The organism is Streptomyces iconiensis (genome assembly GCF_028657195.3).
Taxonomy (GTDB): Bacteria; Actinomycetota; Actinomycetes; order Streptomycetales; family Streptomycetaceae; genus Streptomyces; species Streptomyces iconiensis.
In genome coordinates this window covers 80,253-93,230 of record NZ_JANCPR020000030.1, presented here as the reverse complement: position 1 = coordinate 93,230, position 12,978 = coordinate 80,253, and the positions used below count along the sequence as shown (strand labels likewise).

Genomic DNA, 12,978 nt, shown 5'->3' with positions numbered 1-12,978 from the left:
AGCGCCATGTCCATGAGCAGAACCCGTATGAGTTTCGGATTCATCTTGACTTAGACAATGTCCAAGGTAGGATCGCTCGTGGTTGGCCCAAGGACAGCACTGAGGCACAGGAGGCGCACGTGACCGTGCAGAACGAGACCACCGGACCGATGACGACGGAAGCCGGCGCTCCGGTCGCGGACAACCAGAACAGCCAGACCGCCGGTGTCGGCGGCCCGGTCCTCGTTCAGGACCAGCTGCTGCTGGAGAAGCTCGCGCACTTCAACCGCGAGCGCATCCCGGAGCGCATCGTGCACGCCCGGGGCGCGGGCGCGTACGGGAAGTTCACCGTGACGGCCGACGTCACCCAGTACACCCGCGCGAAGTTCCTCTCGGAGATCGGCAAGGAGACCGAGACCTTCCTGCGCTTCTCCACCGTCGCGGGCAACCTCGGCGCCCCCGACGCGGTGCGTGACCCCCGCGGCTTCGCGCTGAAGTTCTACACCGAAGAGGGCAACTACGACCTCGTCGGCAACAACACCCCGGTGTTCTTCATCAAGGACGCCATCAAGTTCCCCGACTTCATCCACACCCAGAAGCGCGACCCGTACACCGGCTCGCAGGAGGCGGACAACGTCTGGGACTTCTGGGGGCTGTCGCCCGAGTCCACGCACCAGGTGACGTGGCTCTTCGGCGACCGCGGCATCCCCGCCTCGTACCGCCACATGAACGGGTACGGCTCGCACACGTTCCAGTGGAACAACGAGGCCGGCGAGGTCTTCTGGGTCAAGTACCACTTCAAGACCGACCAGGGGATCAAGACCCTCACGGCAGAGGATGCCGAGGTGCTGGCGGGCAAGGACCCCGACAGCCACCAGCGTGACCTGCGTGAGGCCATCGAGCAGGGCGACTACCCGACCTGGACCGTGCAGGTGCAGATCATGCCCGCCGCCGACGCGGCGAACTACCGGTTCAACCCGTTCGACCTGACCAAGGTCTGGCCGCACGAGGACTACCCCCCGATCGAGATCGGCAAGCTGGAGCTGAACCGCAACCCGCGGAACATCTTCGCCGAGACCGAGCAGTCGATCTTCTCCCCGCACCACTTCGTGCCGGGCATCGGCCCGTCCCCGGACAAGATGCTCCAGGGCAGGCTGTTCGCCTACGGCGACGCGCACCGCTACCGCGTCGGCATCAACGCCGACCTGCTGCCGGTGAACGAGCCGAAGGCGGCCGAAGCCCGCTCCTACGGCAGGGACGGCGCGATGTACGACGGCCGTCACGGCGGCACGAAGAACTACGAGCCGAACAGCTTCGGCGGCCCCGCCGAGACCGGCAGGGCCTCGTGGGAGCCGGCCACGGTCAGCGGGACGACCGGAACGCACCCGGCTGCCACGCACGCCGAGGACGACGACTTCGTCCAGCCCGGCAATCTCTACCGTCTGATGTCGGAGGACGAGAAGCAGCGTCTGATCGACAACCTCGCGGGCAACATCTCGGGCGTCTCGCGCGACGACATAGCGCGCCGCGCGATCGAGAACTTCCGCAAGGCGGACGACGACTTCGGCAAGCGGCTGGAAGCCGCGGTTCAGGCCCTGCGCGGCTGACCGACCGCTCGCCGAACGAGCCCGGAGGGACCGGACGCCATGGGGCTCCGGTCCCTCCGGTGCGTTCACCTTGATGCTCCCCTGACCTGCGCAAATATCGAAGGGGCGACCTCTCGGTGTTCGTGATGTCAACACCGATCCGTCGTCCCGTGCGCAACATGGCTTCGATCAGGAAACGGAAGAAGAGCGACGGCACGATGAGCTACACCGTGCTGTTCCGAGCAGGCGGGGCCAAGTCCGCCAAGCAGGAGTCCGAGGTCTTCGACGACGAGACTGCCGCGACGCGCTTCCGGGACCTGGTGAACGGACACGGTCAGCAGTGGCCGCCGAGTTGGATGCGAGGCCGAGGCTTTGCTGAGGACGTCCGGACCCCGGACGAGATGTTCGAGCCCTTCGCGATGAAGGTGATCGATCTCCTGAGCGGGATGCAAGGTGACACGAGGGGCAGGTACCGGCGATATGTACAGCGGAACATGTCGCCTTGGTTCAAGCCCTACTCCGTCCGGGACGGCGAAGGTGGAATCAGCCGCGAGATGGTCCAGCGGTGGGTCGACGACCTGAAGGCTGGTGCGGCGGCTCCCCTCGACGCAAAGGGGCGTCGTCCGCGGACGAAGTACGCGCCCAAGACGATCAAGAATCAGCATGGCGTCCTGCACCAGATCCTGCAGGCTGCGGTTGAGGCCGAACCTCAGCTTCGCACAGCGAACCCGTGTGAGTTCACGAGCATTCCACGCCTCGACAGTGCTGAGATCGATGAAGAGATGGTTTTCCTCGAACGTGAGGAATTCGGCTGGCTTCAGGAATGCATAGCTGAAGACGCCAAAGAGATGCTGGAAGCCTTCGGCGAGACTGGTGCACGCTGGGGCGAGGTCACCGCGCTCCAGCCGCGCGATCTGCGCCGCCGCAGTGGAAGGCCCGCCATTCGCATCCAGCGCGCGTGGAAAAAGGACGAGGACGGCAAGGCGTATCTCGGAGCGCCCAAGACGCGGAAGAGCCGTCGCACCATCGTGGTCACTGAGCAGTTCTGGCAGAAGCTCAGACTGCGTGCGAAGGGTAAGGCCAAGGATGACCTCCTGTTCACTGCCCCCAGGGGAGGCCAGTGGGATGCGGGGACGTTTCGCCGCCAGCGTTGGGTACCGGCCATCGAACTGGCGGTCGAGAAGTACGGCTTGATCAAACAGCCCCGCGTCCACGACCTCCGCCATTCCCACGCCTCTTGGTTGATCGCTGCGAAGGTCCCGCTGCCCGCGATCCAGGGGCGCCTGGGGCACGAGTCGATCACCACCACCGTGGACCGCTACGGGCATCTCCTGGACGCGCTGGACGACGAGATCATGTCTGCGGTCGCGTGGGCCATGGACCCCACCGCTCCTCTGCCGAACTTTCTCGCGTACTCCGGTCGCGGTGAAGCAGCGGCCGGGATGCCGCCCTTGCCGCAGCCGCGCTCCGGAGATTCCGGAGACGTTTGGATCGATGCGGGCGATCTTCCTTCTCCGAAGCAAGTCGGAGCCGTGTTCGTCGTCACTCTTGCGGGCCAAGAGGTCCCCTTCAGCGATGCCCAGGTCGCTCAAGACGTCCTCGACCAGTGGATGGACGACCACGATGGCGACTTGGAGGCCATGCGCACCGGCGGATGCCCCGGGAAGGGGAGCGCACGAGGCGCTGACGGCCCGGAAGAACGTCCGGAGTGGACCGGCGACGGACCTGTGTGGACGCGCATGCCCGACCGGCAGTTCGTCCATCACGTCACAGTCACATACGGCGGCGCCCTCTCGCGCGAGTCCTATCCCTTGACGAGCCGGTGGACATGGGAGTTTGAGATCGACAGTTTCACCACGAAAGCCGCCGAGTACCGCGAGGGGCCTCGGCCGGGCTGCGCCACGGAGGCTCACATTCGCGGGATCAACGGAGCTGCGGTGAAGCGGGCTGCCGAAGAGATCGGTGCAGGCATTCGCAAGGTCTGCGAGGAGCACTCTGATCCCGCCCGAGGGGCGGTTGACACGGCGGCACTGACGCTCGACGCCTGACGTCCGAACGAAGCCCGGGGAGGCTCACATCTCGGCGGGCGCCTGCGTGCGCGACATGTGGGCTGATGGCCACGGCAGCGACAACAGGCTTACGAGCCACCCCACAGTGCTTCGCTGGGCTCAGCAGGCACCGAAACCGAATGGAAGCGTGACTCACCTGGACCGGGGGCAAGTTGGCCCACACGCTCAAATGGCAATCACCGTGCGGATGGTGTGGATGAGTCCGCACCCAGGACCAGCCCCGCTCGGGCGGGGGTGAACCGGTAGGCGTTGCCCCACAGCACACGATGGACGTGTGCTCCCCGCGCGCGCGGGGGTGAACCGAAGCGTACGGAGGCGGCCCGGATCTGCCCGCATTGATTCCCGCACAAGCGGAGTCGGGTTGGTGGGGTCTGGGTGAATTGCCTTCCAAGGAAGCGTAGTTCGGCGCCGCGCGAAGTTGTTGTGTGCTGCAACGCCGGAGCGATTACCAGAGACTCAGTGGTCTGCCGACTGCTGCGGCTCTACGGATTCGGAGGGCGGTGTCCGGTGAGGATTCGCCGAGTGACAGCCCTCTGCGGATCGCGGCCCCGATGGCTCGCGAACGGCCTGCAGGCCCGCGGAGATCCGCGAGGGGACTGTCAGGGTTGTGGCGTCGGGCCAGCCATTCCGCCCGGTTTTCCGCAGGGGTGCCGAGGCGGAGGTGCTGGGGTTGCTGGCAGGAGTGGTTGTCACATGTGTGGCAGACGGAGGGGTGGTCGTCGCCCCAGCCGAGTCGTGGGATCACTCCGTGCGCGAGCTGGTAGCCGTAAAGGTGGGCAGGGATGGTCCCACGCCTGGTTCGCCCCGGCCGGGATGCGGCCCGGAATGAGGCGTGGCCGGTGCTGGAGGTCCCGCCGAGGAAGAACCGGCAGTCCTCGGTTGACGAGGTTCGGTAGACCTTTGCCCAGTACCGGGCCTGAACGGACTCGTCGGCCAGCCGGGCCAGCCATTCAACGGCCCGTATACGCACGGGAGTTGGCTCGCCGATGAGGGGCAGTTGTTCATCAACGTGAACGGGCCCGGCCCCGTTCACCGCCGCGAGCGGGAAGAGACCGGGCCCGAAGTCGGCTTCAGGCGGCATCAGCCCGGCTGTCGTTCGTCGTGACGACCGGGGTCGAGGCGACCGGGGTCGAGGAGTCCGCCTCTGCCGCATCCGCCCGAGCGCGAGTACGCCGACGGCGTGGTGCTGGTCGTGCTGTTCAGCGGGCTGTGCCTGAGCGCGTACGCCACCGAGGGGATCGGTGTGCACGCGCTGTTCGGCGCGTTCCTGCTGGGCGCGATCACTCCGCGCGGCCGGCGGCAGATCGAGGCCACCGCGGCTCGCGTGCGGGCGTTCACCGTGCCCGTGCTGCTGCCGCTGTTCTTTGTCAGCACCGGCCTGAAGACCGATGTGTCGCTGCTTGGCAGTGACGCCACGCAGTGGCTGTGGGCGGGCGCCGTGCTCGCCGTCGCGGTGCTCGGGAAGTGGGGCGGCGGCTCGGTCGCGGCCCGGCTCACGGGCCAGGGCTGGCGAGACGCCATGTCCATCGGCACGCTGATGAACTGCCGGGGCCTGACCGAGCTGGTCGTGCTGAACGTTGGTCTCGAACTCGGGGTCATCGGGCCCGACTTGTTCACGATTCTCGTGTTGATGGCGTTGGCCACCACGGCCGCGACCTCGCCCGTGCTCAGCCGGGTCCGCCGCGGTGCGAAGGATCCGGATCCGGACGACGGCCGTCCCCGCACCGGCCGAGAAGGGGCGGTCCTTGAGTCTGCCGGGACCCGTTGAAGGCGCCTCCGCCCTGCCCCGCTAATCCCTTGGGTACCTGATCATTGGTGCATTGCTAGTTTGATGTGTTGATAGATTAGCTAGTTGACGATACTGTCGGGGACAGCGCCACAGCAGTGCAGCACTGAGGGAGACAGTGATGAGCCAGCAGTTCAAGAACCACGACATGACGATGATGTACGCCATCCACGACGCCCTCCGGCGCGAACTGGAGCGGATCGCCCGGATCACGGCCCGCGTCGACGAGGACCCCCGCCACATCCTGAGCACCGCGGTCGGATGGGAACTGTTCAAGAAGTTCCTGACCATCCACCACACCTCTGAGGACCTCACCGTGTGGCCGGTGATGCAGCAGGTCCTGGCCGACAGGCCCGACGAGCTGGCCCTCCTGGACGCCATGGAGGCCGAACACGCCGTCATCGACCCGCTCCTCGCCGACATCGACGCGGCCCTCACCGACCGCGACTCCGGCCCCGAACGCCTCGGCGGCCTCACCGACACCCTCTACACCAAGCTCAACGGCCACCTCGACCACGAGGAAAACGAGGCCCTGGCCCTCATGGACATCACCATGAGCCAGGAGCAGTGGGCAGCCTTCGCCACCGAACAACGCACCCGCGTCGGCGACGACTCCCGCCGCTACCTGCCCTGGCTCGTCGACGACATGACCGCCGCCAAACTCACCCCGTTCTTCGCCAAGATGCCCGAACAGCTCCGCAACGCCTACGACACCGAATGGCGTGCCGCCTACGAAGCGCTGGACCCCTGGGGCACCAAAACCACCACCCCCTGACTCCCCACCGCGGGCCCCGTCGTACCCATCCCCCAGCCCAGAGACATCGGAGAGAGCTCATGTCGCTGCAAGACAGCGCCCAGGCCGGCCCCAGGGCCGCGGCACCGCCGCAGAAGGACGGCAAGCTCGGCCTCGCACTCCTTGTGATCGCCGCAGCACAGCTGATGCTCGTCCTGGACGGCACCATCGTGTCGGTGGCCCTGCCCAGCATGCAGAGTGCCCTCGGCCTGAGTGAGTCCGGCCTCGGCTGGGTCGTCACCGGCTACGCCCTGGCCTTCGGCGGACTGCTGCTGGTCGGTGGTCGCGCCGGCGATCTCTTCGGCCGCCGGCGGGTCTTCCGGATCGGCCTGGTCATCTTCGCCGTCGCCTCCCTGCTCGGCGGTATGGCCACCACCGGCGGGCTGCTGATCACCGCCCGGCTCGTGCAGGGCCTCGGCGCCGCCATGGCCGCGCCCGCTGCCCTGTCCCTGCTGGCCACCACCTTCCCGGCGGGCCCGAGCCGCAACAAGGCGCTCGGCGTGTACGGCGCGATGGGCGGACTCGGGTCGGTCGTCGGCCTGCTGCTCGGCGGCGCGCTGACCGAGTACCTGAGCTGGAACTGGGTCATGTTCATCAACGTCCCGATCGCCCTGGCCGTGCTGCTCGGCACCGGCGTCCTCGTCGAGGGCGGCCGTGAGCGCGGCAAGGCCGACGTGGCGGGTGCCTTGACCGCCACCTTCGGTATCGGCGCCCTGCTCTACGGCATTACCCGCGCCGGTGGGGGAGGCCTCGACACCGCCGCGCTGATCGCCCTCGGAGCCGCGCTGGTCCTGCTGGCCGTCTTCGTCTTCATCCAGCGCACCGTACGGGCGCCGATGATCCCCGGCCACGTCCTGGCCGACAAGAGCCGGGTCGGCGCCAACCTGGTGATGTTCCTGGTCGCCGCGGGCATGCTCGCCACCTTCTACTTCCTGACCCTCTACATGCAGGTGGTCAAGGGCTACGGCCCGATGGTCACCGGCGTCGCCTACCTGCCCTACGCGGTGGGCATGCTGATCGCGGCCGGCGGCATCGGTCCGCGGCTGCTGGCCCGGATGCCCGAGCGCTCGGTGATCTCCATCGGCCTGACGGTCGGCACCCTCGGCATGGTCTGGCTCAGCCTGCTGACCCCGGGCCAGAACCCCTGGGCCGCGCTGCTGCCCGCGCAGCTGGTGTCCGCTCTCGGCCTCGGCATGGTCTTCGTGGCCATCACCGGCATCAGCGTCCGCGGGCTCGAGCCGCAGGAGACCGGTGCCGCGGCGGGCCTGATCAACACCGCGCAGCAGCTCGGTGGCGCGCTCGGCCTGGCCGTGCTGGCCGCGGCGGCCACCGTCATCACCCAGAACCAGTCCCGGCCGGCCACGCCCGACGCGCTGAACACCGGCTACACGTACGGCTTCCTGCTCGGTGGCGGCCTCTACCTGCTGGCCCTCCTGACGGCGCTGCTCACCGCGCCGAAGTCGGCCCCCCAGCCGCAGCGGGACGGGGCATAGACCCGTCCGGCTGTGACCCACCCGGCGGCCCCGCCCCTCCCTCGCGGCGGGGCCGCCGGCCTGCCCGTCCCACTGGTTCTCCGGGCCGCGGTGCACTCGGGGGAACGGCGAGTGCACCGCACTTATACTCGGGCAGGAGGTGCTGTTTTGCAGCGTGCACGCGATGAGATCCAGGAAGCGGGGAGTCAGATGAATCCGGCGACTCCCGTGACGAGGGCCGAGGAGTCCGCCGAGGTCCCGGGGAAGCTCCCGGAGCCGCTCGCGGACTATGTGAGCTACCTCCTGCGCCGGGTCCATGCACAGTTCTCCGCCACCCCCGACGGCACCGACACCGACTCCCGGGACTTCCTCGTCCTCGACGCTCTGAGCGGCCAGGACTGGGCCTCCCAGCTCGACCTCGCCGAGCGCCTCGGCATCAACCGCACCATCATGGTCCAGGTCATCGACCGCCTGGAGGCCCGCGGCGAGGCCCAGCGCACCCGCAACCCCGACAACAGGCGCCAGTACGTGCTCTCCCTGACCGGCCGGGGCCGCACCGCTCTCGAGGCCCGGCGCCGGGCCGTCGCCGAGCGTGACGCGCAGCTGACCGCCGTGCTCACCCGCGAGGAGACCGCGCGGCTCGACGCACTCCTGGCCCGGCTGCTGCCCGAGCCGGCGCAGCCGCTCGTGCAGGGCACCGAGTACCTGATGGCGCAGGCCCACTTCCGGCTGCGCAAGCACGGCGACGACAAGCTCACCGGCACCGGACTGCGCGTGCGGCACTACGGTCCCCTGTCGGCGCTCGTCGCCTCCGGCCCCTGTGCGCAGCAGCAGCTCGCGGAGTTCCTCGCCATCACCGGTCCTGCCGCCTCGCAGCTCGTCGACGAACTGGTCAAGCAGGGGCTCGTACGTCGTGGCCGCGACCCGCGCGACCGGCGCCGGTACGCCCTTGAGGTGACCGACTCGGGCCGGGAGAAACTCGCCGTCGTCACCGCGGCCGTACAGGAACTCGCCGCCGACGTGGCGGCCATGCTCGGCCCGGGTGGTGCGGACGAACTGCGGGCGCTGCTGCTGAAACTTCTGGCATCCGCACACGCTGAAGCGAATTCCGGAAGCGAATTCTCCCAGAACGCCAAGTCGACTGTTCCGGCCAGGAGTTGACCCTCTGGCCGCAACATGTCACGCTTAATTCAGCGGCTTCTTCATGTCTTTTCCACAGCTCTTCATTCGTTGAATGAAGAGCTTTTTCTATGTGGTATTCCGCCCCGAAGAAAGAGTCAGCTCATGGTCACGAAGATGACCAAAGGCGCGACGGAATCGGCACACATACCCGAGGAGATGACCTTCGACGTCATCATCCTGGGGTCGGGCTTGGCCGGCTCCGTGACCGGCACGATCCTGGCCAAGCACGGGGCGCGGGTCCTGCTCGTCGACGCGGCCGCCCATCCGCGCTTCGCCGTCGGCGAGTCCATGACCCCGCAGCTCGTGGAGTGGATCCACATCCCCTCCGAGCGACACGACATCCCCGAGCTGAAGAGCCTCGCCAGCGTCCAGGCGTCCACCCGCGACATCGGCCCGACCTTCGGCACCAAGGCGCACTTCGGCTTCATCAAGCACGAGGTGGGCCAGGAGCCCGACCCGCGGGCCGCCACCCAGCTGGCGCTGCCCATGATCTTCCACCAGAACAGCCACCTGCACCGCCAGGACAGCGACTCGTTCATGTTCCACGTGGCGATCAAGTACGGCTGTGTGCCCCGGCAGAACTGGCGCGCGAGCGAGGTCGACTTCGACGCCGACGGCGTGACCGTCACGGGCAAGAGCGCCGCACCTGGTGCCAAGGCCGAGCAGTATCGGGCAAAGTACCTGGTGGACGCCTCCGGGGCGCGCTCGCCGCTCGCGGATAAGTTCGGCCTGCGCGAGCAGCCGGCCCGCTTCAAGCACCCACGCCCGCGACGGCCGCAAGGAGCATTTCGAAGAGCTGGAGCGGGTCCCGTACCCGGGTCTGTGGTGGCCCCGGACCGACTCCTTCAAGAAGATCCTGGACACCACTGCGGAGGCCTACGAGAAGTACGAGGCGGGCGCGCTCGGTGGGGACGAGGCCGCCGACATCATCTTCCAGACGCTGCGCGACTCGCCCGTCGTGAACCCCGTCTTCGGCTGGAAGGACGAGAAGCAGCGCTTCATCTACCCGTCCGTGCCGACGATGGCCCGCTTCCTGTACTGGGCGTCGACGCGGGCCCCGGCGGAGATGAGCAGCGTCGGCCGGGAGTTCCTGCTCGGCATCGTCAAGGCCGGCTCCAAGGTCCGCAAGCTCCTGTGACCCGCGCGGCACACCCACGACACCCTCATGAAAGGGATGAGTATGTCCGCAGCAGCGCGATCGCTGACCCGCACCCCTGAGCGACAGCCCGTCGAGCCGTTGAGTCTGCGCCGCGTGTGCGGCTTGTTCACGAGCGGTGTCACGGTGGTGTCCACCGGGCTGAGCGGCCGAGCCGAGGGCACCACCGTCAACTCCTTCACCTCGGTCTCCCTCGACCCCCCGCTCGTGCTGTTCTGCCTGCACAAGAAGTCCCGGCTGCGCGGCCTGCTCGACGAGAGCGGCGGCTTCACCGTGAACCTCCTGTCCGGGCGTCAGCAGTCGCTGGCCCGCTACTTCACGGCCGGTCAGCTGATCTCCGTATCGGGCACCTGGATGATGGTGGTGGCTCAGGACTGGCTCGTGCTGTCGACCACCGACGATCGGCTGGTTCGCCGAGCACACCAGCGCCCGTGCGGGGCTCGTGGCCGGCGGCGTACTGTCCAGCGTGGCCGCATGCGCCGCCATGGCCGCAGAGCGCGGCCGCGATGACGCGCAGCCGCCGACTGGGGCAAGGCCGCTCAAGGGACCGGGGCGCGCGAGAGGCGGGTGGGAGTTGGGGGTTGACCTCAAGCCCTGTTGAGCTTCTAGGTTCGGATGCGCCGATGTCGACGTACCGGAGAGGAACGGCCATGAGGACGCTGGTGTTGGGAAGGACGCCCGCCAGGGTGACGGAGGTGCTGGCCACGCTGCGTGCGGACGGCTTTGACGCGGAGGGAGTGAGCACCGACGACGAGGCCCGGAAGCTGCTGGAGACCGAGGAGTTCGCGGTGCTGATCGTTGGCGGGGGTGTGGGGCCGGACTCCCGTGCAGCGATCAAGGAGTTCGCGGCGGAGCACCGGGTGCGGCGGGTGATCGACGGCGCGCTGACGGAACCGTTCGACGCCTATGTGCGCCGGGAGTTCGAGCCGCTGATCCGGGAGGCCGCTGCCGAGGAGTGATGGCCGTGGTCCGCCGAGGATGTCAACTGCTCTGTGTGTGATGCGTGATGTGCTCCGGTTGGTTGGGGTTCCTGCGGTGGTTACGTTGGGTGAGGTTGGTTGGAGGGGGAGGCGGTCGCCGAACCGGCTCTTGAACTGGGGAGCAGGCGTTCTCCCTCGACGACGGACAGACCCCCACGCACTCCGGAGAACAGTGGGGTGGAGGTGACGTCGATGCCCGCGTACACGAACGTCGCGCCGATGAGTTCGGTGAGGTCTTTGATCAGGTCGGCGCTCTGGGCGCCGGTGGTGGTGCGGGGGTTGAGCCGGTGGATCTCGTCGACTTTACCGACCGCAGGAGCTCGGATACCGGCTCTGAACTGCGACGATTCATAGACTACTTGTTCGCGACGTGGGTTGGGGCATTGTTTCCGCTCGTTCGTGCGGTCCACCTGTGTGAGCGGAAGGGTGGTGCGCGAGGCGTCGCAGGCCGAGGGTACTGGCCTCGTTGTAAATCAATCGCTCCGAGGCGTGAGGCCCGGCACGATACGGGCATGACGAGCGATCTCTTGTGTGACCGGGCCCGGGAGCTATGGGTGGAGCTGGCGATGGAGCCAGTGGAGTTCGCCTCCTCGGAGAGTGCGGACGTCGTGGTCTCTCCTGGCTCGCGGTTGTGTCCGCAGTCGTGGACGGGGATCGTGGTGATCGATGGCGCCGGCATCGTCACCGTGCCGAGTGCGCAGGTCGCCCGGCTGATGGTCGGCGCTTCAAGCAAGCTGTCCGGTGAAGGGCTCCTCGACGAAGATCGGCTGCGTGAGGTGCTGCCCGTCCTCGATGTTCTTGGCCCTGCGTCTCTCCTGTATCTCGCCCGCGCCGACTTCTTGCCAGTGCAAGGAGGCGCCGCTGTCGAGGAGGTGGCGTGCGGAGACGCATCCCCGGCCAGGAGTTCGCCGGCCCTGCCGGAGTCCCAGTGCGAGGTGCATAGCGGGTCCCTGTGGGCTGATTAGTGCTCGTACGCTGCTCGTAGGGCGGCGCAGTGGGGCAGGAGGCCACCAGTCAGGGCCCATGTGCCGTGCCGGAGTTGAGGTAGCAGGGTGGCGCGGAGTGGATGAGGCCCAGGAGTGCTTTGACCGACAACAGCGAACGCGTCAAGGCCGGCAACACCTTCTTGCCCCACGGCCCCATCGGCGCCTCGCCGCCATCAGCGCCAACGGTGAGGGATGCGAATTCGTTCGCGAAGCCGAGGGTTTGCTTGGTGAGGTGTTCCAGGGCCCGTGAAGTTCCACTGGCGGCAGGACTGGCATCAGGCGTGGAAGACGGGGTGTGACTGGTTCGGGTGGCGTGTTGACGCGTCAACACGCCACCCGGATCGAGAGGGATCGAGTGGGGTCGAGGGAGGGGGGAACGGGGGTCTATGTCCGAGTTCTGCCGTGTCCTTGCAGGTCAGGACGGTAACAGTTTTGGGCTCCGGTCCCTCCGGTGCGTAAGGGGCAGACGCGGGAGGCCGGCGGATGGGGCCGGCTCCCCGGCGTCATCTTCGGGGGACGCCCCGACCCGTGACCGCGGAGCGCTGTCCGTGCGGCCCGGGTGCGGGCACACGCGCGGGAAGGCCCCCGCTCGACCGGCGTGGTCGACGGGGGCCCTCCAGCGTTGCCAAGCGGGTCGCTCAGAACGCGTGGCGCTTCTGAGCACCGAAGACGAAGACGGTGTTGTCGTTGAGGAACTTGTCGTCGTCCGACTTGAAGATCTTCGTGTACTCCTTCTCGATCTCGGTGTTGACGTGCTTGTAGTGGTTGTGGTGCGGCTTGCCGCTGGCCTGGGCCGTGGCGGCGCCGGCGCCGATCAGGCCGGTGATGGCGAAGGCGACTGCGACGGACTTGGTGACTGCGCTCATGCGCATGGCGACCTCCTGGTGTGATGAGTCCTTTTACAGATACCTCGTACCGCTACGTCGTTGTTTCATCGCGAGGCGACGCGACGGCAGAGCGACCCGAACGGCTCCATCCCTTCCACCGGA

Annotated in this window: 10 protein-coding genes and 2 pseudogenes; 10 read left to right on the top strand and 2 right to left on the bottom strand. The window is 67.7% G+C overall.

Annotated features, from left to right (window positions below; genetic code table 11):
• Positions 1-149: 149 nt before the first annotated feature.
• From NMN56_RS27275 to NMN56_RS27235, 9 genes and pseudogenes are all read left to right on the top strand, one after another.
• Positions 150-1,586: a catalase gene (locus NMN56_RS27275; protein ID WP_274041075.1), complete on the top strand. Its 1,437-nt coding sequence runs from the start codon at positions 150-152 to the stop codon at positions 1,584-1,586.
• A gap of 158 nt (positions 1,587-1,744) precedes the next feature.
• Entirely contained in the window at positions 1,745-3,613 is a 1,869-nt protein-coding gene (locus NMN56_RS27270) for a tyrosine-type recombinase/integrase (RefSeq protein ID WP_280842668.1), read from the top strand.
• A 1,192-nt stretch (positions 3,614-4,805) separates the two neighbouring features.
• Positions 4,806-5,402: pseudogene (locus NMN56_RS27265) on the top strand (cation:proton antiporter); the annotation flags it as partial.
• A 139-nt stretch (positions 5,403-5,541) separates the two neighbouring features.
• Positions 5,542-6,195, top strand: coding sequence for a hemerythrin domain-containing protein (locus tag NMN56_RS27260; RefSeq protein ID WP_274040783.1), 654 nt, complete (start codon positions 5,542-5,544; stop codon positions 6,193-6,195).
• 59 nt (positions 6,196-6,254) lie between these two features.
• The gene (locus NMN56_RS27255) at positions 6,255-7,706 is read left to right on the top strand and encodes an MFS transporter (protein ID WP_274040782.1); all 1,452 of its coding nucleotides are present in this window, start codon (positions 6,255-6,257) and stop codon (positions 7,704-7,706) included.
• Positions 7,707-7,895: 189 nt separating this feature from the next.
• Positions 7,896-8,846, top strand: a complete 951-nt coding sequence (locus NMN56_RS27250) for a MarR family winged helix-turn-helix transcriptional regulator (RefSeq protein WP_280842667.1) — start codon at positions 7,896-7,898, stop codon at positions 8,844-8,846.
• A gap of 15 nt (positions 8,847-8,861) precedes the next feature.
• Complete coding sequence (locus NMN56_RS27245; protein ID WP_347178668.1) at positions 8,862-10,085, top strand: NAD(P)/FAD-dependent oxidoreductase; 1,224 nt, start codon at positions 8,862-8,864, stop codon at positions 10,083-10,085.
• Positions 10,048-10,533: a flavin reductase family protein gene (locus tag NMN56_RS27240; protein ID WP_280842666.1), complete on the top strand. Its 486-nt coding sequence runs from the start codon at positions 10,048-10,050 to the stop codon at positions 10,531-10,533. Before NMN56_RS27245 ends, NMN56_RS27240 begins: the two co-directional genes overlap by 38 nt.
• A gap of 140 nt (positions 10,534-10,673) precedes the next feature.
• Complete coding sequence (locus NMN56_RS27235; protein WP_274040779.1) at positions 10,674-10,982, top strand: hypothetical protein; 309 nt, start codon at positions 10,674-10,676, stop codon at positions 10,980-10,982.
• 173 nt (positions 10,983-11,155) lie between these two features.
• On the opposite strand, the pseudogene NMN56_RS27230 reads toward NMN56_RS27235, so the two are convergent.
• Positions 11,156-11,305: pseudogene (locus tag NMN56_RS27230) on the bottom strand (ATP/GTP-binding protein); the annotation flags it as partial.
• A gap of 210 nt (positions 11,306-11,515) precedes the next feature.
• Between NMN56_RS27230 and NMN56_RS27225 the strand changes: the two are divergent.
• Complete coding sequence (locus tag NMN56_RS27225; RefSeq protein ID WP_274040778.1) at positions 11,516-11,968, top strand: hypothetical protein; 453 nt, start codon at positions 11,516-11,518, stop codon at positions 11,966-11,968.
• A 659-nt stretch (positions 11,969-12,627) separates the two neighbouring features.
• Here NMN56_RS27225 and NMN56_RS27220 read toward each other — a convergent pair.
• Positions 12,628-12,861: a hypothetical protein gene (locus NMN56_RS27220; RefSeq protein WP_274040777.1), complete on the bottom strand. Its 234-nt coding sequence runs from the start codon at positions 12,859-12,861 to the stop codon at positions 12,628-12,630.
• Positions 12,862-12,978: the final 117 nt, after the last annotated feature.